24 protein-coding genes are annotated in these 22,336 nt (G+C 68.9%); 16 read left to right on the top strand and 8 right to left on the bottom strand.

What is annotated here, in order from left to right:
• Window positions 1–634: 634 nt before the first annotated feature.
• On the bottom strand, window positions 635–2,458 hold the full coding sequence (leuA, locus tag SK571_RS19135; RefSeq protein ID WP_319985420.1) for a 2-isopropylmalate synthase: 1,824 nt from the start codon (window positions 2,456–2,458) through the stop codon (window positions 635–637).
• A 379-nt stretch (window positions 2,459–2,837) separates the two neighbouring features.
• Here leuA and SK571_RS19130 point away from each other — a divergent pair, with 379 nt between their 5' ends.
• From SK571_RS19130 to SK571_RS19120, 3 genes are read left to right on the top strand one after another with little or no spacing between them, the layout of a single operon-like run.
• Window positions 2,838–3,134 carry a hypothetical protein gene (locus SK571_RS19130; RefSeq protein ID WP_319985419.1) on the top strand — a complete coding sequence of 99 codons (297 nt, stop codon included), beginning with the start codon at window positions 2,838–2,840 and terminating at the stop codon, window positions 3,132–3,134.
• Window positions 3,135–3,152: 18 nt separating this feature from the next.
• The gene (locus SK571_RS19125) at window positions 3,153–3,440 is read left to right on the top strand and encodes a hypothetical protein (protein WP_319985418.1); all 288 of its coding nucleotides are present in this window, start codon (window positions 3,153–3,155) and stop codon (window positions 3,438–3,440) included.
• A 10-nt stretch (window positions 3,441–3,450) separates the two neighbouring features.
• The gene (locus SK571_RS19120) at window positions 3,451–3,951 is read left to right on the top strand and encodes an NUDIX domain-containing protein (protein WP_319985417.1); all 501 of its coding nucleotides are present in this window, start codon (window positions 3,451–3,453) and stop codon (window positions 3,949–3,951) included.
• Here the strand turns inward: SK571_RS19120 and SK571_RS19115 are convergent.
• Window positions 3,937–4,497: a nitroreductase family protein gene (locus SK571_RS19115; RefSeq protein WP_319985416.1), complete on the bottom strand. Its 561-nt coding sequence runs from the start codon at window positions 4,495–4,497 to the stop codon at window positions 3,937–3,939. The genes SK571_RS19120 and SK571_RS19115 overlap by 15 nt on opposite strands.
• Window positions 4,497–5,720 (bottom strand): hypothetical protein, encoded by a 1,224-nt coding sequence (locus SK571_RS19110; RefSeq protein WP_319985415.1) that lies wholly within the window; start codon window positions 5,718–5,720, stop codon window positions 4,497–4,499. Before SK571_RS19110 ends, SK571_RS19115 begins: the two co-directional genes overlap by 1 nt.
• Window positions 5,721–5,824: 104 nt before the next feature.
• Between SK571_RS19110 and SK571_RS19105 the strand changes: the two genes are divergently transcribed.
• The 8 genes from SK571_RS19105 (at window position 5,825) to SK571_RS19070 (ending at window position 14,946) form a co-directional block, all read left to right on the top strand.
• Window positions 5,825–7,090 carry an aspartate kinase gene (locus SK571_RS19105; RefSeq protein ID WP_319985414.1) on the top strand — a complete coding sequence of 422 codons (1,266 nt, stop codon included), beginning with the start codon at window positions 5,825–5,827 and terminating at the stop codon, window positions 7,088–7,090.
• Entirely contained in the window at window positions 7,087–8,151 is a 1,065-nt protein-coding gene (locus SK571_RS19100) for an aspartate-semialdehyde dehydrogenase (protein WP_319985413.1), read from the top strand. The genes SK571_RS19105 and SK571_RS19100 overlap by 4 nt, the downstream gene beginning before the upstream one ends.
• 43 nt (window positions 8,152–8,194) lie before the next feature.
• Window positions 8,195–8,758 (top strand): hypothetical protein, encoded by a 564-nt coding sequence (locus SK571_RS19095; RefSeq protein ID WP_319985412.1) that lies wholly within the window; start codon window positions 8,195–8,197, stop codon window positions 8,756–8,758.
• On the top strand, window positions 8,755–10,227 hold the full coding sequence (locus SK571_RS19090; RefSeq protein ID WP_319985411.1) for an ADP-ribosylglycohydrolase family protein: 1,473 nt from the start codon (window positions 8,755–8,757) through the stop codon (window positions 10,225–10,227). The genes SK571_RS19095 and SK571_RS19090 overlap by 4 nt, the downstream gene beginning before the upstream one ends.
• A 177-nt stretch (window positions 10,228–10,404) precedes the next feature.
• Window positions 10,405–11,142, top strand: coding sequence for a class I SAM-dependent methyltransferase (locus tag SK571_RS19085; protein WP_319985410.1), 738 nt, complete (start codon window positions 10,405–10,407; stop codon window positions 11,140–11,142).
• Window positions 11,139–12,545, top strand: a complete 1,407-nt coding sequence (locus tag SK571_RS19080; RefSeq protein WP_319985409.1) for a gluconokinase — start codon at window positions 11,139–11,141, stop codon at window positions 12,543–12,545. The genes SK571_RS19085 and SK571_RS19080 overlap by 4 nt, the downstream gene beginning before the upstream one ends.
• A gap of 38 nt (window positions 12,546–12,583) precedes the next feature.
• Window positions 12,584–13,774, top strand: a complete 1,191-nt coding sequence (locus SK571_RS19075; RefSeq protein ID WP_319985408.1) for an MFS transporter — start codon at window positions 12,584–12,586, stop codon at window positions 13,772–13,774.
• Window positions 13,771–14,946: an MFS transporter gene (locus SK571_RS19070; protein ID WP_319985407.1), complete on the top strand. Its 1,176-nt coding sequence runs from the start codon at window positions 13,771–13,773 to the stop codon at window positions 14,944–14,946. Before SK571_RS19075 ends, SK571_RS19070 begins: the two co-directional genes overlap by 4 nt.
• Here SK571_RS19070 and SK571_RS19065 read toward each other — a convergent pair.
• Window positions 14,922–15,974 carry an alpha/beta hydrolase gene (locus SK571_RS19065; protein WP_319985406.1) on the bottom strand — a complete coding sequence of 351 codons (1,053 nt, stop codon included), beginning with the start codon at window positions 15,972–15,974 and terminating at the stop codon, window positions 14,922–14,924. The genes SK571_RS19070 and SK571_RS19065 overlap by 25 nt on opposite strands.
• A gap of 65 nt (window positions 15,975–16,039) precedes the next feature.
• Between SK571_RS19065 and SK571_RS19060 the strand changes: the two genes are divergently transcribed.
• The 3 genes from SK571_RS19060 to SK571_RS19050 all read left to right on the top strand — a co-directional run bounded on the left by SK571_RS19060 (window position 16,040) and on the right by SK571_RS19050 (window position 17,609).
• Window positions 16,040–16,612 carry an NADPH-dependent FMN reductase gene (locus tag SK571_RS19060; RefSeq protein WP_319985405.1) on the top strand — a complete coding sequence of 191 codons (573 nt, stop codon included), beginning with the start codon at window positions 16,040–16,042 and terminating at the stop codon, window positions 16,610–16,612.
• 81 nt (window positions 16,613–16,693) lie between these two features.
• Complete coding sequence (locus SK571_RS19055; RefSeq protein ID WP_319985404.1) at window positions 16,694–17,116, top strand: organic hydroperoxide resistance protein; 423 nt, start codon at window positions 16,694–16,696, stop codon at window positions 17,114–17,116.
• Between the two features lie 16 nt (window positions 17,117–17,132).
• A complete protein-coding gene (locus tag SK571_RS19050) occupies window positions 17,133–17,609 on the top strand; it encodes a Dps family protein (protein ID WP_266041187.1) in 477 nt (158 codons plus the stop codon).
• Here the strand turns inward: SK571_RS19050 and SK571_RS19045 are convergent.
• Window positions 17,606–18,559, bottom strand: coding sequence for a DUF4872 domain-containing protein (locus SK571_RS19045; protein WP_319985403.1), 954 nt, complete (start codon window positions 18,557–18,559; stop codon window positions 17,606–17,608). The genes SK571_RS19050 and SK571_RS19045 overlap by 4 nt on opposite strands.
• 189 nt (window positions 18,560–18,748) lie before the next feature.
• Window positions 18,749–20,560: a prolyl oligopeptidase family serine peptidase gene (locus tag SK571_RS19040; RefSeq protein ID WP_319985402.1), complete on the bottom strand. Its 1,812-nt coding sequence runs from the start codon at window positions 20,558–20,560 to the stop codon at window positions 18,749–18,751.
• Window positions 20,561–20,603: 43 nt separating this feature from the next.
• On the opposite strand from SK571_RS19040, the gene SK571_RS19035 reads away from it, so the two are divergent.
• Together SK571_RS19035 and SK571_RS19030 are read left to right on the top strand one after the other, a co-directional pair.
• The gene (locus SK571_RS19035) at window positions 20,604–21,317 is read left to right on the top strand and encodes a hypothetical protein (protein ID WP_319985401.1); all 714 of its coding nucleotides are present in this window, start codon (window positions 20,604–20,606) and stop codon (window positions 21,315–21,317) included.
• 59 nt (window positions 21,318–21,376) lie between these two features.
• Entirely contained in the window at window positions 21,377–21,856 is a 480-nt protein-coding gene (locus SK571_RS19030; protein ID WP_319985400.1) for a GAF domain-containing protein, read from the top strand.
• A gap of 1 nt (window position 21,857) precedes the next feature.
• Here the strand turns inward: SK571_RS19030 and SK571_RS19025 are convergent, their stop codons facing one another.
• On the bottom strand, window positions 21,858–22,154 hold the full coding sequence (locus SK571_RS19025; RefSeq protein WP_319985399.1) for an antibiotic biosynthesis monooxygenase family protein: 297 nt from the start codon (window positions 22,152–22,154) through the stop codon (window positions 21,858–21,860).
• A 10-nt stretch (window positions 22,155–22,164) separates the two neighbouring features.
• Complete coding sequence (locus SK571_RS19020; RefSeq protein WP_319985398.1) at window positions 22,165–22,296, bottom strand: hypothetical protein; 132 nt, start codon at window positions 22,294–22,296, stop codon at window positions 22,165–22,167.
• Window positions 22,297–22,336 lie beyond the last annotated feature (40 nt).

The raw sequence follows: 22,336 nt of genomic DNA, 5'->3' as shown, positions 1-22,336 counted from the left end.
TCAGGAACGCCGCCGCGTGGAGGTGGCGGGCGTGCCGAACCGCGCCAAGCTGTCGGCGGACGGGCGGATGGCGTCGTGGACGACGTTCGTCACCGGTGACTCGTACGCGCAGGCAGGCACGTTCTCCACCCGCACCGCGATCTTCGACCAGCAGACCGAGGTCTACGCCAGCAACATCGAGGGCACCCACGTCGAGGGCATGAAGACCGTCAACGACATGAACTTCTGGGGTGTCACGTTCGCCTCGGACGACCGCACGTACTACGCGACCCTCAGCACGGCCGGGAAGACGTACCTGATCCAGGGCGACGCGGTCCACGAGTCGGCGAAGACGGTGCGGGAGAACGCCGAATGCCCGTCGCTCTCCCCGGACGGCAAGCGCGTGGCGTTCAAGAAGCGCGTGCCCGGCGACGGCGCGCGGCCGTGGCGCCAGCACGTGCTGGACCTGACCACGATGGTGGAGACACCCCTGGCCGAGACCCGCGGGATCGACGACCAGGTCGTGTGGCTCGACAACGACACCATCGCCTACGGCCTGCCGGGTGAGGGCATCTGGGCCGTGCAAGCGAACGGGGAGGGCGCGCCGCGGCAACTGGTGCCGCACGCGTCCTCCCCGTCCGTTGTCGTCGGTTAGCTAGCGGTTCGCGCGGTTGATCGCCGACACGATCGCGCGGAACGACGCCGCGACCGTGGAGGAGTCGATGCCCACGCCCCACAGCACGCGGTCGCCCACGGCGCATTCGACGTAGGCGGCCGCGCGGGCGTCGTCACCGGCGGACAGCGCGTGCTCGGCGTAGTCCAGCACCCGCACGTCGTAGCCCACCGACGCGAGCGCGTCGACGAACGCCGCGATCGGACCGTTGCCCGAGCCCGTGATCTCCTGCTCGTCGCCGTCGATCAGCAGGGTCGCGGTGATCTCCTCGCGGCCACTGCCGTCCGACGACGCCCTGTGCTTCAGCAGGTACAGCGGCACCCGGCCGTGCAGGTACTCCTCGGCGAAGGCGTCCCACATCTCCTTCGGGCCGATCTCGCCGCCCTGCGTGTCGGTGACCTCCTGGATCACCTTCGAGAACTCGATCTGCAGGCGCCGCGGCAGGTCCAGGTGGTGCTCCTGCTTCATCAGGTACGCCACGCCGCCCTTGCCGGACTGCGAGTTGACCCGGATGACGGCCTCGTAGTTGCGGCCGACGTCCTTCGGGTCGATCGGCAGGTACGGGACCTCCCACAGGAAGTCGTCGACGTGCTGGCCGGCCTCCTTGGCGTCGGCCTCCAGAGCCTCGAAGCCCTTCTTGATCGCGTCCTGGTGCGAGCCCGAGAACGCGGTGAAGACCAGGTCACCGCCGTACGGGTGGCGCTCGGGCACCGGCAGCTGGTTGCAGTACTCGACGGTGCGGCGCACCTCGTCGATGTCGCTGAAGTCGATCTGCGGGTCGATGCCCTGGCTGAACATGTTCATCGCCAGCGTGACCAGGCAGACGTTGCCGGTGCGCTCGCCGTTGCCGAACAGGCAGCCCTCGATGCGGTCCGCACCGGCCAGGTAACCCAGCTCGGCGGCGGCGACACCGGTGCCGCGGTCGTTGTGCGGGTGCAGGCTCAGGATGATCGCCTCGCGGTTGGCGAGGTTGCGCGACATCCACTCGATCGAGTCGGCGTAGACGTTCGGGGTGGCCATCTCGACGGTCGCCGGCAGGTTGATGATCAACGGCTTCTCGGGCGTCGGCTGGATGACGTCCTGGACGGCGTTGCAGACCTCCAGCGCGTACGACAGCTCGGTGCCCGTGTAGGACTCCGGGCTGTACTCGTAGCGGAAGTCGGTCTCCGGGTAGTCCTTCTCCTGCTGCTTGGCGAACTTCGCCGCCTCGACCGCGATCTTCTTGATGCCGTCCCTGTCACTGCGGAACACCACGCGGCGCTGCAGGATCGACGTCGAGTTGTAGAAGTGGACGATCGCCTTGTTCGCGCCCCTGAGGGACTCGAACGTGCGGGCGATCAGCTCCTCGCGGCACTGGGTCAGCACCTGGATCGTGACGTCGTCCGGGACGGCGCCGTCCTCGATGATCTCGCGCACGAAGTCGAAGTCGGTCTGGCTCGCAGCCGGGAAGCCGACCTCGATCTCCTTGAAGCCCATCCGCACCAGCAGGTCGAACATCTTGCGCTTGCGCGCCGGCGACATCGGGTCGATCAGGGCCTGGTTGCCGTCCCGCAGGTCGACCGCGCACCACAGCGGGGCCTTCGTGACCTTCTTCGTCGGCCAGGTGCGGTCCGGTACGTCGATGACCTCTACCAGCTCGTGGAACGGGCGGTAGCGGTGGAACGGCATGCTGCTGCCCAGTTGGCGGTTCCAGGACTGCTGGGTGTCCGGGGCCGGGCGGGAGGGCTTGCGGATTCGGCTGGTGCCCGAGGTGTAGGCGTCCGCCGAGTCGACGCTCGTGGTGGTGAAGGCCTCGTTCGAGGTCATGGGATTTGTGCTCCTGCGGGTCGTTTTACGGGAACGACCGGCGGCAACGCTGAATCCCGCGACGGGGGGCCGGTCTGATCAGACCCCGTCACGGCAGCGAAGCAGGAGGGAACGCCACACGTCGGACAGAGTAGCCACAGATCTGGGGTCGATGGAACTTGGCGACCGGATCGTGGGACATCCCGCGTGTCGCTGATGGCGTCTGCAAGTACCGCCAACTCAAAGTCAACAGGCACTTCTCCGCTACCAACTGGCTCGAGACGCACCCTTGTCGCTCGGGGAGGACGGCTCGCCTTCGGCATCGCGTGGGGGTGGGCGCGCGCGGGAAGCAGGTCATCTAGCAAGTTTTGGCGAGGTCAGACCTGGGAATCGTTCACGTATGTCCAGATTACGTACCTCCAGCGGCCGCGGCACGGCTTCACGCGTGATCAGCGGCATCGGTGCGCTCTTCGCCTTCATCGAAGTGCTGTACATCCTGATGATCGTGTTGGGCGCGAACCAGGGGAACGCGTTCTTCAAGTTCGTCCAGTCCCTCGCCGAGCCCCTCGCCCTGTTCTTCCCGGGGCTCTTCGCAACCGGCAACTACAACCTCGACGTCTTCCTCAACTACGGTCTCGCTGCCGTGTTCTGGCTGGTCGTGACCGGTTTGCTTGCGCGTGCGGTGTCGCGCTACTGAGTAGTAGATTCCGGCGGTATGCGGACGCGTGTGGTCGGTATCGCCGCCGGAGTCATCAGTTGGGTCGGCCTCGCGCTGGCGGTCGTGCTCGTCGTTCACGTCGTGCTCACCGTCGGCGGGGCCAACCCCGGCAACCCCATCACCAGCACGGTCAAGTCTGTGGCCGAGCCGGTGGCTTTGGCGTTCAAGGACCTCTTCGGGCCCGAAGACGCCAAGTTGCGCGTGATCGTCAACTTCGGGTTGGCCGCCTTGTTCTGGCTTGGCGTTCGAGCGATCGTCCTTAAGCTCGTTAGGCGGCTGAACTAGGTTCCTGTTCATGGCGCGCGACGACTTCTGCAGCAGCTGTGGCACTCAGTACTCCGACACGTCCGCGTACCCGCGCAGGTGCGTCAGGTGCGGGCACATGGTGTGGGCCAACCCCTCGCCTGTCGTGGTGTTGCTCGTGCCGGTGAAGGACGGGCCCCGGACGGGGTTGTTGACCGTGCGCCGGGCGATTCCGCCTGTTGGCGAGCTGGCGTTCGTCAGCGGGTTCATGGACCGCGGTGAGTCCTGGCAGCAGAGTGCCGTGCGGGAGCTCGAGGAAGAAGCGAACGTGCGCATCGCGCCGGAGGACCTGCGGCCGTTGCACTTCGTGTCCACGCCGGACGGTGGGACGGTGCTGATGTTCGCCACCGCGCCCGCTATCAACGCCGAGGACATGCCGCCGTTCGTGCCCAACGACGAGGCTTCCGAGCGCAAGGTCATCTTCGACTGCGTGCCGTTGGCGTTCCCGCTGCACAACGACGTCGCGACGAAGTACTTCTCAACTGAACTGTGACTGGCCCCAGGTGCCGGTGAAGACGGTCTCGGAGAGCGGCAGGCGTTTGCGTTCGCGCTGCTCACGGGCCTGGAGGTCCTCGGGGAGGTCCGACACGTCGCCGTGCCTGCCCAGCGCCATGGCCACCAGCGGGCGGACGTCGGCGGGCATCGCGAACGTCCTGTGCGCTGCTTCCTTGTCGAAGCCGCCCATCATGTGTGCGATCAGGCCCAGGTCGACGGCCTGCAGGGCCATGTTCTCCATCGCCAGGCCCAGGCCGAACTCCACGTTCGGGATGTCGCCCCGGTCGTCGGTGGTGAGCACGCAGCCGATCAGCAGGACCGAGGCGCGCAAGGCCCAGGTCCTGTTGCCGCGGGTCAGGGTTTCGAAGATCGCGTCGAACGTCTCGGTGCCCCGGTGGCCCGCGATGAAGCGGGCCGGTTGGCTGTTGCCGTGGGACGGGGCCCAGCGGCCCGCCTCCAGGACGGTGCGGAGTTCGTCGTCGGACACCGTCGCGTCAGCGGAGAAGGCGCGAGGGCTCCAGCGCTTCGAGATCAGCTCGTTCATCAGATCGCATACTGCCAAACGGCCAGCGAGTAGGCGCCGAACCACGCGCTGAACAGCGTCACCATGCCCAGGACCGTGAGGACGGTGGCCGGGCGGCGGCGCGCGAGGACCAGGGCCAGGGGGAGCAGCAGCGTGAAGGCCGGGAGGAGCAGGCGGGCCTTCGAGTTCATCAGGCCGTTCGAGCCCAGGTCCATGACCAGGACGCCGAGGCCGTAGACGACCAGCGGCCACTCCAGGCGGCGCTGGAAGGCGTAGAAGACCAGGACGATCGCGAGGGCCAGCAGCCAGACGGTGCCGGTCTCCAGCACCGAGCGCGGGTTGCCGAGGTGGGCCCAGGCGAACTCCCAGGTGGCCGCGCCGCCGTCGAACTTCGAGCCCCAGCCCCGTTGCTGCACGCCGAACCAGCCCATGAGGTCGCCGGTGCGGACGGCCACCCAGCCCAGGTAGCCGAGCAGGCCGAGCGGGGCGATGGCGCCGCCCACCCAGGCCCGCCAGTCCCTGCTGTCGGCCAGCACGGCGACCAGCGCGGCCAGGCCGACCGCCACGATCAGGGCCGCCGCGGTCGGGCGCACCAGGCCCGCCGCCGCGCAGCAGACGCCGGCGAGGATCCAGCGCTTCTTCACCACGCCGACCAGTGCCCAGACGGCGAACGCGCAGAACGTGGCCTCGGAGTACGTCATCGAGAGCACGACGGCCATCGGGGACGCGGCGAACAGCGTCACGAAGATCAGGCCCGCGCGGTTCGAGCCGTCGCGGACGACCCGGCCCAGGACGAACAGGCCGTACGCGCAGAAGATGCCGCTGATCAGGCTGACCGCGAAGGCCGCGCCGACCACGTCCACGCCCGGCAGCCCGTCCACCCACCTGATCAACGCCGGGTAGCCGGGGAAGAAGGCGAGCGGGGTCTCGGCGGTGCGACGGCCGAACGCGTCGTACGGGGGCGACGGGACGCCGTTGTAGCCGCCCGACGCGATGCCGAGGAACCAGTCGCCGTCCCACGACCTCAGGTTGTCGACCGAGGTGTCGGCCTTGCCGGTCAGCTTGTTCTGGTACTCCACGACGAGCTGCAGGACGAAGAGACCGATCTGCCGGACGATCAGGTAGATGAGCGCGGGAGCGGTCCAGAGCGCGGCCGGGTGTCTGAGCGCTTCGGCCATCCGCGAGCGCGCACTGCTCTCATGCACGGCTGCTGGGGCCTCCACGACATCGGCGCTCGACGACACCCGGACAGAGTAGTCACGCGCATCACGGCTCCAGAGTCTCACCAGGTGGTCCGGGTAGGCTGCCTTCGACGTGGGGTTTTAGTCGCGCGAAGGAGGTCAGGTCGGTGGCGCTCGTCGTCCAGAAGTACGGCGGTTCATCGGTTGGAAGCGCCGAGCGGATCAAACGCGTGGCCGAGCGCATCGTCGCGACCAAAAAGGCGGGGAACGACGTCGTCGTCGTGGTGTCCGCCATGGGTGACACGACGGATGAGCTGCTCGATCTCGCGCGCCAGGTCTCGCCGGTGCCGCCCGCCCGTGAACTCGACATGCTCCTCACCTCCGGTGAGCGGATCTCCATGTCGCTGCTCGCGATGGCGATCAACTCGCTCGGTGCCGAGGCGCGCTCCTACACGGGCTCGCAGGCCGGCGTGATCACGACTTCGGTGCACGGCAAAGCGCGGATCATCGACGTGACGCCGAGCCGCATCCAGGACGCGACGTCCGAGGGGGCCATCGCGATCGTCGCGGGCTTCCAGGGCGTCTCCCAGGACTCGAAGGAGATCACCACGCTCGGCCGTGGCGGCAGCGACACCACCGCGGTGGCGCTCGCGGCCGCGACCCAAGCCGACGTGTGCGAGATCTACACCGACGTGGACGGCGTCTACACCGCCGACCCGCGCATCGTGCCGAACGCGAAGAAACTCGACACGATCACGTATGAGGAAATGCTCGAGATGGCCGCGTGTGGCGCCAAGGTGCTGATGCTCCGCTGCGTGGAGTACGCCCGCCGCTACAACGTGCCCGTGCATGTCCGTTCGTCGTTCAGCAACAAGACCGGAACCATCGTGTCCGGTTCAGTGGAGGACCTTCACGTGGAACAGGCGATGATCACCGGCGTCGCGCACGACCGGTCCGAAGCCAAAATCACCGTTACCGCCGTCCCCGACCACCCCGGCATCGCGGCCAAGATCTTCCGCGTCGTCGCGCAGGCGGAGCTCGACATCGACATGGTCGTGCAGAACGTGTCGCAGGCGGCGTCCGGCCGCACGGACATCACGTTCACGCTGGCCAAGGTCGACGGCCCGCGCGCGGTGGCGGCCCTGGAGAAGGCCCGCGGCGAGATCGGGTTCGACCAGGTGCTCTACGACGAGCACGTCGGCAAGGTGTCGCTGATCGGCGCGGGCATGCGCTCGCACCCCGGTGTCACGGCGACGTTCTGCGAGGCGCTGGCCACGGCCGGCGTCAACATCGACATCATCTCCACCTCGGAGATCCGCATCTCGGTCATCTGCCGCGACACCCAGCTCGACGACGCCGTCCGTGCCCTGCACGACGCGTTCGACCTGGGTACCGACGAAGAGGCCGTCGTTTACGCAGGGACTGGACGATGACCGCCCCCACTCTCGCGCTGGTCGGCGCGACCGGTGCCGTCGGCACCGTGATGATCGACATCATCAACACCCGCTCGTCCGTGCCGTGGGGCGAGATCAGGCTGATCGCGTCGCCGCGCTCGGCGGGCAAGAAGATCAACGTGCGCGGCCAGGACGTCACGGTCGTCGCTCTCTCGGCCGAGGCGTTCGACGGCGTCGACATCGCGATGTTCGACGTGCCGGACGAGGTCAGCGCCGAGTGGGCGCCGATCGCCGTCGAGCGCGGCGCCGTCGCGATCGACAACTCCGGTGCGTTCCGGATGGACGCCGACGTGCCGCTGGTCGTGCCCGAGGTGAACGCGGACAAGATCAACGAGCGTCCGCGCGGCATCATCTCGAACCCGAACTGCACGACGCTGTCGATGATGGCGTCGCTGGGCGCGCTGCACCGCGAGTTCGAGCTCAAGGAACTCGTCGTGGCCTCCTACCAGGCCGCTTCCGGCGCCGGCCAGTCCGGCATCGACCGCCTGTACGCCGAGATCGCGGCGCTGGCGGGCAAGGAGGCGGGTGTGTCGGCGGGCGACGTGGCCGAGGCGCTGGCCGCGGCCGGTCTGTCCTCCGAGGACTCGCCGTTCCCGGCTCCGCTGGTGCTGAACGTGGTGCCGTGGGCCGGTTCGCTCAAGGACGGCGGCTGGTCGTCCGAGGAGCTGAAGGTCCGCAACGAGGCCCGCAAGATCCTCGGCATCCCGGACCTGAAGGTCTCCGCGACGTGCGTCCGCGTCCCGGTCGTCACGACCCACTCGCTGTCGGTCCACGCGACGTTCGCCCGCGAGATCACGGTCGAGGCCGCGCACAAGATCTTCGAGTCGCAGCCGACGATCGTGCTGGTCGACGACCCGGCCGCGCAGAAGTTCCCGACGCCCGCGGACACGGTGGGCGAGGACCCGACGTACGTCGGTCGCGTGCGCCAGGCGCTGGACTTCCCGAACACGCTGGACTTCTTCGTGTGCGGTGACAACCTGCGCAAGGGTGCCGCGCTGAACACCTACGAGGTCGCGGAAGAACTCGCGAAGCGCCTCTGATCGTCACTTCCGTCGCCGTCAGGCCCGGTAGGGTCTGACGGCGATGGGGGAGATCGAGTGGATCAGGCCGCCCCACCTCAGCGAGGTCGTGGCCGCCTATCAGGGTTTCGCTTTCGGCGCGGGTGTCCGAACAGGACTGGTCGGCCAGTTGGCCGCGTGTTCGGCGGAGGACCCGGCCGCCGCACTGGCGCAGTGGGCGTCGGAGCCTGGCGTTCAGCCCGACCTGGTGTCCTGGCAGAGCGCCCGCGACCTGGTCAAGAACAGGTATCGCGGCAAGATCAGGTCGCAGGGGTCCGGCGCGTTGATCTGGGCGCTGCCCGCCGCTGTGCGACGGCTCGACGCCGATCGGATCCGTGAGCTGGTCGAGCTCACCCACGGCCCGGACTCCGCGGCCGCCGAGGTCGTGATCATGCTGGCCTCGCACCTCTTCACGCCGTCCAAGCTCGAGCCGCCGGACGCCGATGTCTTCACCGCCGCGGGTGCGCTGGCGCAGGCCGTTCGCGGTGAGGGTCGTGGTGTCGCGCGGGCCATCGCGGGTGCGCTGGAGGGCGGGCCCGAGCACGACGTCCGGCTCGTGGCGGAAGAGCTGTACCGGAGGTCGTGGTGAGGGCGTTGGCTCCCGTGGAGCAACTCCTGCACGAGTACGAAGACGACGTGAACGGCTTCGGGCACCACGCCGCGCACGCCGAGCTGCTCATCCCCGGCGAGATCTTGATGACCGAGGCCGCCGTCCTCCGCGTCTACACCGAGGAGTCGCGGCTGCCGGCGGGCGTCGAGCAGTGGATCCGCGTTCCGCTGCACACCGTGCTGAGCAGGCTCGTCGCCACCAAGCCGCGCCTGCACGTCAACCCCGGTCTGCCGTACGAGGCCGAGTTCGACTTCGTGGAACTGGCCGAAGCCGCCGCGGAGCACATGCGGAGCTGCGGGTGCGGCGACCGGCCGTCCGCCACGCGCGAGGCCGGCAGGTGGGCCGACTCCGAGGGCCATCGGTTCTTCGTGGTGCCGCACAAGGACAGCTCGCGGCTGCGCGGGTGCCTGATCGGGGGCGCGATCGGTGACGCGCTCGGTGCGAACACCGAGAACCTGCCGATGGAGGTCGTCTACGAACGCCACGGGCCGGACGGCATCACCGACCTGCCCGAGAAGCCGGACATCACCGACGACACCCAGATGACGCTGTTCACGTTCGAGGCGATCATCAGGGCGCACGTGCGGGAGCGGATCAGCGGCGAGCGCGACATCACCGGCATCACGCAGAACGCGTACCAGCGCTGGCTGCACACCCAGAAAACGCCGTGGGACAAGGCACGCGGCATCCACTCCACTCTGGACGAGCCGGACGGCTGGCTGGTCACCCACCGCGACCTCTTCCGGATGAGGGCCCCCGGCCTCACGTGCACGAGCGCGTTGCAGGAGTACGCCCGCACCGGCGAGCAGGCGACGATCACCAAGCCCGTCAACAACTCCAAGGGCTGCGGCGGCGCCATGCGGGTCGCGCCGGTCGCCCTCGCCGACGACGATCCTGCCGAGGTGTTCGCACTGGCGGCGGCCAACGCGGCACTGACGCACGGCCACCCGAGCGGCTACCTCTCGGCGGGCGTGTTCGCCGTGCTGGTGCACCAACTGTTGCGCGGCAAGGACGTGCTCGACGCGCTGGACGTCGCCGTCGACTCCCTGGTCCGCCGCGAAGGCCACGAGGAGGTCGTCGCGGGCATCGAGCACGCTCTCGAACTCGCGGCTCTCGGCGAACCGAGCGTGGCGCGCGTCGAGGAGCTGGGCCGCGGCGGCGTCGGCGACACGGCGCTCGCCATCGCGCTGTACTCGGTGCTGGCCACCGACGACCCGAACCAGGCGCTGCTGATCTCGGTCAACCACGGCGGTGACAACGACTCGACGGCGTCCATGGCCGGCAACCTCGCCGGCGCCCTGCACGGCGTCGAGAAGATCCGCCCGGACTGGGTCGAGCGCGTGCAGTTCCGGCCCGTCATCGACCGGATGGTCGCGGACTGGGAGTTGGAGAAGAGCGTGGCCGCGCCGGTGGATCAGGAGTGGTTCGTCCGGTATCCGCCGTCCTAGGGTCTGTTTCACAGGTCCGTGTTCGCGATAGCCGGGCCTGAGGTGGTTCCTGGCGGCACGGCCGAACGGGCCACATACAACACCGGTATGCGGCCCGTTCGGCCGCACCACCAGGAACCACCTCAGGCTCGACTCTCATCGAACGAGACCTGTGAAACAGACCCTAAGGTGTGATCCATGGCGGAGAGCGACGATCAGTACGACGCGTTGGGCGCGATCTACGAGCGCGCCAAGCACATCCCGACAGGACTGGCCGAGCGCGCGACGCTGCTGTCCGCGGTCGGCGACCTGCTGGGCCGCTCGGTGCTGGACGTGGCCTGCGGTACCGGGTTCTACGCCCGGCTCTTCCACGACCTCGGCGCGACGAGGGTCGTGGGCGTCGACTCGGCCGGCGAGATGATCGGCTACGCCCGCCACGTCGAGGAACGCGAACCGCGTGGCATCACCTACGAGCAGCACGACGCGACGGATCTGCCGGTGCTCGGCGAGTTCGACGTCGTGACGGCCGTGTGGCTGCTGGGCTACGCGGACGACGAGTCCGCGCTCGACGCCATGATCGCGAACCTGACCGCGAACCTCGCTCCCGACGGCCGGCTCGTCGTGCTGGTGCCGAACCCGGACGCCGACTGGGACCTGCTCGGGCAGTACGGCCGCTACGGCTACGAGATCACCCGCACCGGCCCGATGAACGTGAAACAGCCGGTCAACGTGCACGTGCTGGGTGACCCGCCGTTCGACTTCGACTCGTTCTACTGGGAACGCGGCGTGTTCGACGCAGCGCTGACCCGAGCGGGTCTCGACGTCACGCGGCAGCCTGCCGTGACGCCGGACGACGAACGAGGCGAGGAGTTCTGGGGACCGCTGCGGAAGTCCCCGAGCTTCGCTGTCTTCTCCGCCGTGCGAGGCGAGCGGTGATCGTTCTCGCCGTAGACCTCGGCACCACGGCGACCAAGGTCGTCGCGGTCGACGCGCAGGCCCGTGTCGTCGCCTCGACCGAACGCGGCTATCCCATGCGCACCAGCGGTCTTGAGGCCACGCACGACCCGCGGCAGGTGCTCGACGCCGCGCTCGACGCTCTCCGTGAACTGGCGAGCGAGGACGTGCGGGCCATCGCGCTGACCGGTGCGATGCACTCGATCATGGGTCTGGACGCGGACCTGAGCCCGATCACGGACGCCCTGAGCTGGGCCGACAACCGCGCGATCGAGCAGACCGAACGCTTGCGGGGCACCGAGGAAGGCCGTGCGCTGCACCAGGCGACCGGCGCGCCGATCCACTCGTTCACCCCGCTGATGAAGCTCGCGTGGTTCCACGAGAACGGTGTCCGGGCCGCGAAGTGGTGCGAGATCAAGGACTTCGTGCACCTGCACCTGACCGGCGCACTGATCAACGAGCACTCGTCCGGCTCCGGCACGGGCCTGATGAACGTCCACACCCTGCAGTGGCACGAGCCGTCGCTGGAGTTCGCCGGCGTCACCGCGGACCAGCTGCCGCCGCTGGTCGAGCCCACCCACTCGACGCCGTTGACGGCCTTGATCCCCGGACTGCGACCCGGCATCCCGGTGATCGTCGGCGGTGGCGACGGGCCGCTGGGCAACCTCGGCGTCGGCGCGGCCAGCCCCGGTGCGGGCGCGGTCTCGCTCGGCACGTCGGGCGCACTCCGCGTGGCGCAGCTGGGGCCAGGCGTCGACGACGAAGGACGCACGTTCAGCTACGCCATCGGCGAGGGCCTCTGGGTGCGCGGCGGCGCGATCAGCAACGGTGGTGTGGTCGCCCAGTGGGCCGCGGAGACGTTCGGCATCCCGGTCGGTGACCTGCTCGCCCAGGCCGCGGACGCCGACTCCGACGGGCTCGTGGCGCTGCCGTACCTGCTGGGCGAACGGGCACCGTGGTGGGACCCGACCGCGCACGCGGCGTTGCTCGGCCTCCGGCGCGAACACACCCCTCAGCAGATCACCAAAGCTCTGGTCGAGGGTGTGTGTCAGCAGCTGGCGCTCGTGCTGGACGCGGTGCCTCACGTCGAGTCGTTGCGAATCACCGGTGGTGCGTTCCGCGCTCCGATCTGGGCCCAGACCCTGGCGAACACGCTCGGCATGCCGTTGCACCTCACCGAGGACAGCGGCGGTTCGGCCGTGGGTGCGGCGCTGCTGGCGTGGCGGGCGCTGGGCGAGATCGAGTCGCTGACGGTCGACCTCGTGCGGCCGACGCAGACGATCACGCCGGACGAAGGGCTGGTCGAGAGGTACGCGAACGCACGTCCGTTCGTCGTGAAGGCCTACCGCGCACTGGAAGAGCTGTACGGCGAATCACATCGTTAGCAAAGAAAACCTTTTGCCATCCACGTGAGGATGGCGGTGTGGACCTCGCCCCCTTCAAACACGTCCTGATGCTGCCCAGAGTCCGTCCGTTCGCACTGTTGATGCTCTTCGCGAGGATGCCTCCGGCGGCCACGGGCGTGATCCTGACGCTGCACGTCGCGGTCACCCTGGACCGCGGCTACGGCGCGGCGGGACTGGTCGGCGCGGCGGGCACGATCGGCATGGGGCTCGGCGCCCCGCTGATGGGCAGGCTGGTCGACGCGCGCGGCCTGAGGCCGATGCTGGGCGTGAGCATCACGGCCTCGGCGGCGTTCTGGCTCACGGCGCCGCTGATGGGCTACTGGACGTTGCTGGTGACGTCGTTCCTGGTCGGGCTGCTCGGCGTGCCGATGATGTCGATCGGACGGCAGGTCATCACCGCGCTCGTGCCGGAGAGCCGGCGCCGCGTCGCGCTGTCCGTCGACTCGATCTCGGTCGAGCTGTCGTTCATGGGCGGGCCGGCGCTCGGCGTGTTCGTCGCGACGAAGTTCTCCACGAACGCCGCGCTGTGGTTCATCGGCGGCTCGATCCTGGTCGCCGGGGTGCTCCTGTACTGGGCGAACCCGCCGATGGTGCACGAGGACGAGGTCGTCGACGGCCCGCAGCCCCGCGTGTTCGAGTGGATGCGCGGACGGATCGTCGGCGTGCTGGTCGTGTGCGCCGGGGCGACGGTGTGCCTCGCGGGCATGGAGGTCTCGGCGATCGCCTCGCTGGAGCACATCGGCAAGCAGAGCTGGCTCGGCGCGGTGTTCTTCGCGATGTGCGCGGCGTCGATCGTCGGTGGCGTGGTCTACGGCGGCGTCAAGAGGGTGCCCAGCGTGCTGGTGCTGCTCGTCTTGATGGCCGCTCTGGAGATCCCGGTGGGCCTGGGCGATGGCAACGTGCTGCTGCTGTGCCTGCTCCTCGTGCCGATGAATCTCATGTGCGCGCCGTTGATCGCAGCCTCCGGTGAACACATCAGCAGGCTTGCGCCGCCCACGGCCCGTGGCCTGGCAATCGGCCTGCAGGGGTCGGCGTTCACCGTCGGCAACGCGATCGGCGCACCGATCGCCGGCGTCGCGATCGACCGAGCGGGAGCGCCTGCGGGGTTCGCGATCGTCGGCGTGATCGGACTGCTGGTCGCGGGTGTCGCCTGGGTGCTCTCGCGGCAGAACAAACCCGTTGCCAGCCAGGTGACGATGTCCTCGTGAACCTCGCCCCGTTCAAGTCGGTCCTGGCGCTGCCGGGGGTTCGTCCCCTGATGCTGCTGATGCTGTTCGCCAGGATTCCCCCGACGGCGGCGGGCGTCACGGTGACGCTGCACGTCGTCACCACGCTCGACAAGGGCTACGCGGCGGCCGGCACGGTCGGCTTCGCGACCATGATCGGCCTCGGGCTCGGGTCGCCGTTGATGGGCAAGCTGGTCGACACCAAGGGTCTGCGGTTCGTGCTGGCACTGAGCCTGCTCGAGGGTGCCTTCTGGGTGACGGCGCCGCTGATGGACTACTACGTGCTGCTCGTGCTCGCGTTCGCCAACGGGCTCGTGGCGGTGCCGGTGATGTCGATCGGACGGCAGGCGCTCACCGCGATCGTGCCCGAACCGCAGCGCAGGCCCGCGTTCTCACTCGACTCGATCTCGGTCGAGCTGTCGTTCATGGTCGGGCCCGCCGCGGGCGTGCTGATCGCGACGAAGTTCTCGACCGGGACGGCGCTGATCACGATCGGCGTGGCGATCCTGACCGCGAGCGCGGTGCTGTTCCTCGTGAACCCGGTGCTGCTGCACGAGGACGACGTGGCCGAGGGCCCGCCGCCTCCGTTGCGGCAGTGGCTGCGCGGGCCGATGATCGCGGCGTTGATCATTCCGTTCGGCGCCACGATGGTGTTGTCCGGCATGGAGATCTCGGCCATCGCCTCGCTGGAGCGCTCGGGGCAGCAGAGCTGGCTCGGCCTGGTCTTCGTGGTGATGTGCGCGGCCTCGGCCCTCGGCGGGCTCTTCTACGGCAGCCTCAAACGGGTGCCGAGCGGTGTGTTCCTGTTGGCGTGCATGGCTTTGCTGGAGATACCGGTCGGCGTCGGCGACGGCAACGTGTGGTTGCTGGCGCTCGCGTTGATCCCGATGAACCTCGCCTGCGCCCCGACGATCACGGCGTCGTCCGAGCAGATCGCCAAGAACGCCCCACCCACGGCCCGCGGGCTCGCGCTGGGACTGCAGGGCTCCGCCTTCACGTTCGGCGTCGCGGCCGGCCAGCCGCTCGCGGGGATCGCCGTGGACCACAGCGGACCCCCGCTCGGCTTCGTCGTCGCGGGCGTGGCCGGCCTGCTGGTCGCCGGCGTCGGCTGGGTGCTGTCACGCCAGCGTCAGGCGGTCTCCTCCACGTCCTGAGCGGAGTTGGCCAGCGCGAAACCGGTCCGCAGCGCACCGACGGCTTCGGACACCGCCTCGCGGAAGATCCCGCCGACGCCGAGCACGTTCGCGAAGCCGTGGAACAGGCCTTCGTGCCGGCGCAGCACGACCGGCACGCCGTCGGCGGCCAGGCGTTCCGCGAAGGCCTCACCCTCGTCGCGCAACGGGTCGTAGCCCGCGGTCGCGATGTAGGTCGGCGGCAGGTTCGACAGGTCCTCGGCCAGCAGGATCGACAGACGCGGGTCGTGCCGGTCCTTGCCGCCGGGCGTGTACTGGTCGAGGAACCAGTCCATCTTCTCGTCGGTCAGGAAGAACCCGTTGCCGAAGATCTCACGCGACCGGCGGCGCACCGACGCGTCCACGCCGGGGTAGAAGAGCAGCAGGAACGCGAGGTCGATCTCAGCGTTGTGAGCCGTGACGGCGGCCAGGTTGCCACCCGCGCTGTCGCCGCCGAGCGCGATCCGCTTCGGGTCGATGCCCAGGTCCTCCGCCTTCGCGACGGCGTAGCGCAGCACCTCGGCGGCGTCGTCGGCCGCGGTGGGGAACGGGGCCTCCGGGGCGAGCCGGTAGTCGGCCGCGAGCACCCGGATGCCGGCTTCCCTCGCGAGGAACCGGCAGAGGTTGTCGTGGCTCTCCAGGCTGCCGGTCACCCAGCCGCCACCGTGGTAGAAGATCAGCAAAGAGGAGCCTTCTGCGAGGCCGTCCGGCGTGTAGAGGCGCCCGGCGATCTCCCCGATCGTGAGATCGCGTGAACCCACTCCGGTGATCTTCGGACCGGAGACGAGCTTCGAACTCAACTCCAGGTCCAGTCGGCTCTCGGATGCTGTCCTCGTGCGCCACTCCGTCCCGGTCAGCTGCTGCAGCCTGAGCAGCAACTGAGCCTCCGGATGCAGGTCCTGGCCGTCCAGACGGATCGGGGCACCGGCGATGAGGCGGCGCACAGGGCCGGGAAGACCGAACGCGAAGCGCAGAGCACCGGCCATCACGGCCGCCTGGAAGTTCGACATGTGGTGCAGGTTACTCGCGAGTAGTGCTGGATCTCCAGGTAGCTGGAGGTGGAAGGATCGTTGGCATGACGGTGACGGTGGTGGGCATCGGCGGCTCGATCAGGTCCGACTCGCAGTCCGAACGGGCGCTGCGAGTGGCTCTGGAGGGCGCTCGTGAGCTCGGTGCGCAGACGATCCAGTACAGCGGACCCGACCTGGTGCTCCCGTTCTACGACCCGTCGGTCCCGGACCGCACGGACGTGGCTCTCCGGATGGTCGAGGACCTGCGGCGGTGCGACGGCGTGATCGTCGTGTCGCCCGGCTACCACGGCACCGTGTCCGGCCTGGTCAAGAACGCCCTCGACTACATCGAGGACCTGCGCGACGACGACCGCCCGTACCTCGACGGGCGCGCGGTCGGCACCATCACCGCCGCGTACGGCTGGCAGGCCGCGGTGAACACGCTCGCGGCGGTTCGCTCGATCGTGCACGCGCTGCGGGGCTGGCCGACGCCGCTGGGCTCCGCGATCAACTCCGCGCAGGTCAAGTTCGACGGCGACGGCGCCTGCTCGGACGCCGACGTCGACCGCAACCTGCGGATGATCGGCCGCCAGGTGGCCGAGTTCGCGCTGCGTCGTCCCATCTCGGACGTGAACTGAGTCACGAAGGGGCATTTGAGTCGCGCACGATGCGTTCTCCCTCAGTGAAAGGCTTTGACCACTGACTCAAGGGAGAGCGGAATGGAAGCGCTGTACACGGCTGAGGCGACTGCTTATGGCGAAGGCCGCAACGGCGAGGTGCGTTCCTCCGACGGTGTGATCGACGAGATCCTGTCGGTCCCGAAGGAGATGGGCGGCCCCGGCGGCGACGCGACCAACCCCGAGCAGCTCTTCGCAGCCGGTTACTCGGCGTGCTTCAACTCCGCTATCGCAGCAGTCGCGCGCGCAGGGAAGATTCAGGTCGCTTCTTCTGAGGTAACCGCCAAGGTGGGGATCGGCTCCAACGGCACCGGCGGCTTCCAACTGGCCGTCGAGCTCGCGGTGAAGATCCCCGGACTCGACCAGGCGGTCGCGGAAAAGCTCGTCGAGCAGGCCCACCAGGTCTGCCCGTACTCGAACGCGACGCGCGGCAACATCGAGGTGGCGCTCACCGTCACCGTCTGAGGAGGCGCGTTTCACCATGGCCAAGAACCCGATCACCAGCCCGCTCGCTGACGCCGACCGCGACGCGGTAGGAGCCATCCTGCAGGCGACCCTGGTCGACCTCGTCGACCTCTCCCTGATCGGGAAGCAGGCGCACTGGAACGTGATCGGCAAGAACTTCCGCAGCGTCCACCTTCAGCTCGACGAACTGGTCGTCCTGGCGCGCAACGCCGCCGACCAGGTCGCCGAACGCGCGGCAGCTCTCGGCGTCACGCCGAACGGCACGGCGAAGACCATCGCCGCGTCGTCCGGCGTGCCCGAGATCGAGTCCGGCTGGCTGAAGGAGGACCAGGTCGTCACGTCGATCACGTCTTCACTGGCGTCGCTGATCTCCCGCATGCGCTCCCGCATCGACGAGACCGACAAGCCCGACCTCGTCACCCAGGACCTGCTGATCGGCATCACGCAGGAACTGGAGCAGGCGCACTGGATGTGGCAGGCCCAGGCGGCCTAGCTCGACATAAGCAGACGGATGGCCCGTTCCTCGACGGAACGGGCCTCGTCGACTTTCCGGGCCAGTTCGTCGTAGTCACCACCCCTGGCGATCTCCGACCAAAGCCTGCCGGACTCCCGGAACTCCTGTGCACCAGGAAGCCCGGTCTCAATCAGGAACTCCGCGTACAGCGGCCGCGTGGCACCCGGCGCCGTGTACTCGACCTCCAGACAGTCGTGCAGCCGCTGCGCTGCGAACCCGGGATCGTCGGCCCACCGCTGGGCCCAGCCCTTCTTCCCCTTGTCGCGCAACTGCTCCGCGAGCTTGCGCATACCGGAGAAGCCGAAGTTCACGTCGAAGTTGTTGCCGAGCACCGGCCCCGTCAGGTGCTCGCACGTCATCCGCACGGCCGCGGCGACGTCCGGCTCACCCCGCCGCTCACCGATGCTGATCATCTCGTGCTTGCCCTGTCCCCAGCTCGTCATGAACTCGGCGAGCGGCTGCACGTGCGTGCCGCGGTTGTGCACGGCGACGGTGTCGCCGTCCGTGCCGAGCACCCCGACCGGGTGCTTCGCCTTGCCCAGCAGGCAGATCACCGGCCCGTCAGCTGACCGCAACTGCTGCTCGGCCTTGCGCGCCGAGGAGGTGCTCGTGACTTCGTGCGCGATGCCGGCATGCATGAGCGCGGTCGGGATGAACGGCGCAGGATGGTGCCGCGCGACGATCGTCATCGTGGGCGTGTGCCCCTTGTACTCGAACACGAAGTACATGAACCCGATGCCACCGGCGAGCCCGGCCAGCATCGCCTCGGACCACTCGTCGTCGAGCACCTCCCGCAACAACCAGGAGTCGTGCATCTGCCCAGCGGGCCGCGCGTCCTTGAGAACGTGCCTGCGCGCGGTGGTGTAGGACTCGCCGGTGCGCTCCATCCGGGCGCGAACCAGGCGCTTGAACGACTTCTGCTCGGTCATGGCGTGCCTTCCGCGGACGCGCACAAGCCGTTCCCCACGCCTGGCTCTGCTCGTCCGGGCTGCGTTCGTGCACACGACGGACACGACTGACCGGCGCCGGGAGGACAGGAGTCCCCTTTGCCTCCGCAACGCCGGTCAGCGTGGGTGACCGATCAGGAGGTGAGGCGCTCGGCAGCGCCGTCACCCAGATTACTTCGAGAGATGCCGCCTTGCGAAGTCCACCTCGGCCGCCGTCTGCCGGATCGTCTCGGCGACGACCAGCGAGCCGTGGCCTGCGTCGTAGCGGTACATCTCGTAGGTGTGGCCGCGAGCCGCGAGGGCGTCGAGGTAGTTGTCGATCTGCCGGATCGGGCAGCGCGGGTCGTTCTCGCCGGCGAGGATCAGCACCGGAGCGGTGACCTGGTCCACGTACGTGAGCGGCGAGCACTCCTCGTACAGCTCGGGCAGCTCCTCCGGGGAGCCGCCGAACAACGCGCGGTCGAACGCGCGCAGCGGTTCCATCTCGTCCTCGTAGGCGGCGAAGTAGTCCGCGACGGGGACGCCCGCGACGCCGACGGCCCAGCGTTCCGGCTGGGTGCCGATGCCGAGCAGGGTCAGGTAGCCGCCCCACGAGGCGCCGTTGAGCACCGACTTCGCCGGGTCGGTGAGTCCGGACTCGACTGCCCAGTCGTGGACTGCGGCGATGTCCTCGAGTTCGGTGAGGCCCGGCCTGCCCTCGATGGCGTCGCGCCACTTCGAGCCGTAGCCGCTGGAACCGCGGTAGTTCACGTGCACGGTGGCGAACCCGGCGTCCAGCCAGACCGCGCGGTAGGCGGAGAAGCGGTCCTCGTCGGACGAGTGCGGGCCGCCGTGGATCAGGAAGACGGTCGGGAACGGGCCCTCGCCCTCGGGCTTCGAGACCAGCGCGTGCACGTCGCCGACGAACACGTCCTCCAGCTTGTGCGACGTCGCGGGCACGGCGCCCTGCGGCTCGACCAGCACGCGCTCGGTGCCGTCGGTGGCCAGTGCGCGGATGACCGTGGACCTCTCGGCGGACGACCAGGAGTACTCGATCGTGCCGTCCGGCCGCACGCCCGCCGAGCCGATCACGCCGGGCGCGGTGTCCAGAGTGGACAGCTCGCCGGTCGCGAGGTCGTAGCGGTGCACGGTGTTGCGGGCGTGGTGCGTGTGCACGACCAGCAGTGCGGACGCGTCCGGGTACCAGTCGGCGGCGACCTCGCCCGGCAGGTCGAGGACGATCTCCTGCTCGGTGCCGGCGGCGACGTCCCAGATCAGCAGCTCCTCGCGGCCGCGGCGCTCGTGCAGCACCAGCAGTCGCTGGTCGCCGCGCACCGGGCTGAACGAGATGGCGTCGAGGCCCTTGCCCTTGCCGTCCCACTTCTCGGCGATCGTCTCGCCGGTCTCCGCGTTGAGCGCGCGCAGGGCCATGTGCCGGTTGTCGCCGTGCTCGGAGTGCGCGATCACGACGATCGACTCGTCCTTGGCCATCGCGGTGACGCCGGCGTCGTTGACGTGCTGGTAGAGCACCTCGCTCCGGCCGTCGCGCGTCAGCCAGACCGTGGTGCCGTCGTCCGTCGACGCGGCCACGGCCGTGACGGTGCGGCCGATCTCCAGACCCGCCGGGTAACCGGCCGTCACGTCCGCGACCGCGGGCTCGGCCTTGCTGCCGTCGGCCTTGAACGGCTCACGGACCCAGACGCCGAACTCGTCGCCGTCGTGGTCGTCGAACCACCAGATCTCGGTGCCGTCCGGGTTCAGCGTGGCGTGCGACGTGCCGTTCGGGCGGTCGGTGACCTTGCGGTGCTCGTCCGTCGCGCGGTCCCAGGCGTAGATCTCCCACACGCCACTGGCGTTGGAGACGTACAGGGTGCGGTCCGGAGCGTCGTCGGCCCAGCCGGGCAGGCTCATCCGCGGAGCGGTGAACCGCTCACGCCACCGGGTCTCGGCGGCCGGGTCTTCGAAGAGCTGTTCCGGAATGGTGGGAGAAGGGTGCGTGGTCACGGTTCAACACTAGAGTCAGAGCCTGCTTCTAGGGGGATCGCAGATGACACAACCACCACAGTGGGGTGCGCCACCACACCGTCCGGCACCTGGTCACGGGTACCACCAGCCGCCGCAGCAGCACTGGCCCCAGCAGGGCCCGCCGCCGCAACAGGGCCCGCACTTCCAGCCGCCGCAACAGGGCCCGCACTTCCAGCCACCACAGCAAGGCCCGCACTTCCAGCCACCACAGCAAGGCCCGCACTTCCAGCCGCCACAGCAGTGGCCGCAGCAAGGCCCGCCGTTCCAGCCCGGCCCGCCGCCCGGCTGGCTGCCGCCGAAACCGTCGCAGCTCACCCTGCTCGCGGTGCTGAACTGGATCCTGGCCGTCGGCATGCTGGTGATCGCGGCCTTCGTGATCATGAGTTTCCTGATGTCCGGCGGCACGCTGCTGATCGGCATCCTGCTCGCCGCCGTCATCGCGGGCTTCGGCCTGCTGAACGCGCTGGGCGCGATGTCGATCAACCACCCGCACTTCCCGAACACGGTCGCCTCGCAGATGGCCGGCGGCTTCACGGGGCTGGTGCTGCTGGTGGCGCTGGTCCGCTCGGTCCGCCGCGGCGTTGCCGAACTGGTGCCTTCGACGGCGTCGGCCATCCTGCTGGCGCTGTGCGTGCTGAGCCTCGTGCTGGCGACCCGCCCGGCCGTGAAGCGGTGGATTGTGGCAAAGCACCAGCACTCTTTGTCACAAGGTCACAGACCGCGAAACCGCCGCTGATCAGTTGAATCGAGCCAGAAATTCTAGGTGCGCGGTCCGGCGAGAGTTAACGTGATGGCATGTCCGACACGATGGAGCGCCTCGCCGGAGCCGCGACGTTGGAGGAAGTGCAACGGTTCGTCCGCACAACGGCCAGGTCTTCGCTGGTAGCGCACGGTGCGACGTTGGTGCTGCTCGACGGCGACCTCTGCTACTACGCGGACGAGGACTCGATGAGTCCGCTGTGGAAGGGCCAGCGCTTTCCCGCCGTGAACTGCATCAGCGGGTGGGCGATGTTGAATCGTCAAACCGTGGCGATCAGGGACATCCGCGTCGATTCGAGGATTCCTCAAGAAGCGTATCGGCCGACCTTTGTGCGGAGCCTGCTGATGGTTCCGATCCTGCGCCCGGAACCGATCGGCGCCATCGGCTGCTACTGGGCCGTCCCGCACACCGCGACCCCCGCAGAGACCGAAACGCTGGAGTCGCTGGCCCTGGCCGCCGGCGAGGCCCTCGAACGGTTCCCGGAAGGCCTGCCCGCGCGGGGCTTCATCAGCTGAGTCAGCTCACGTGCCGGAAGTGCCGCAGCGCCAACGGCTGCTGCAGGTATGAGTCCTCGTCCGGGAACGTCACCGGATCGGTGCGCCACCCAGGACCCGCGTAGCTCTCCAACGCCTGCTCATCGCGCCACCGGCTCACGTACCGCACGCGCAGCGGGTCGTCGACGTCGACGAGCACCTCGTGCCCCAAGAGCCCGTCGTAGATCTCGGGAAACCCCTTCACGAGGTCTCGCACCCGTGCGACGAACTCCTGCTCCCGGCCCGGCTTCACCAGGGCCTCGGACACCCGCGTCAGCATGGCGCCAAGCCTATTGGCGGCCGAGCTCCTCGTCGAAGATCTGGTCGACCTTGCGCGAGGCGCGCGACAGCGCCCTGATCGCGAAGAAGACCACGATGAAGCCGACGGCCACGACGGCCGTCACCCAGGCCGAAGTGAGCATGTAAACGATCCCTAAGGACTGCAGCACCACAACTGCCTTG

The sequence above is a fragment of the Lentzea kristufekii genome (genome assembly GCF_033949925.1).
In the GTDB taxonomy this organism is placed as follows: Bacteria; Actinomycetota; Actinomycetes; order Mycobacteriales; family Pseudonocardiaceae; genus Lentzea; species Lentzea kristufekii.
This window is presented reverse-complemented; position numbering and strand designations above follow the sequence as displayed.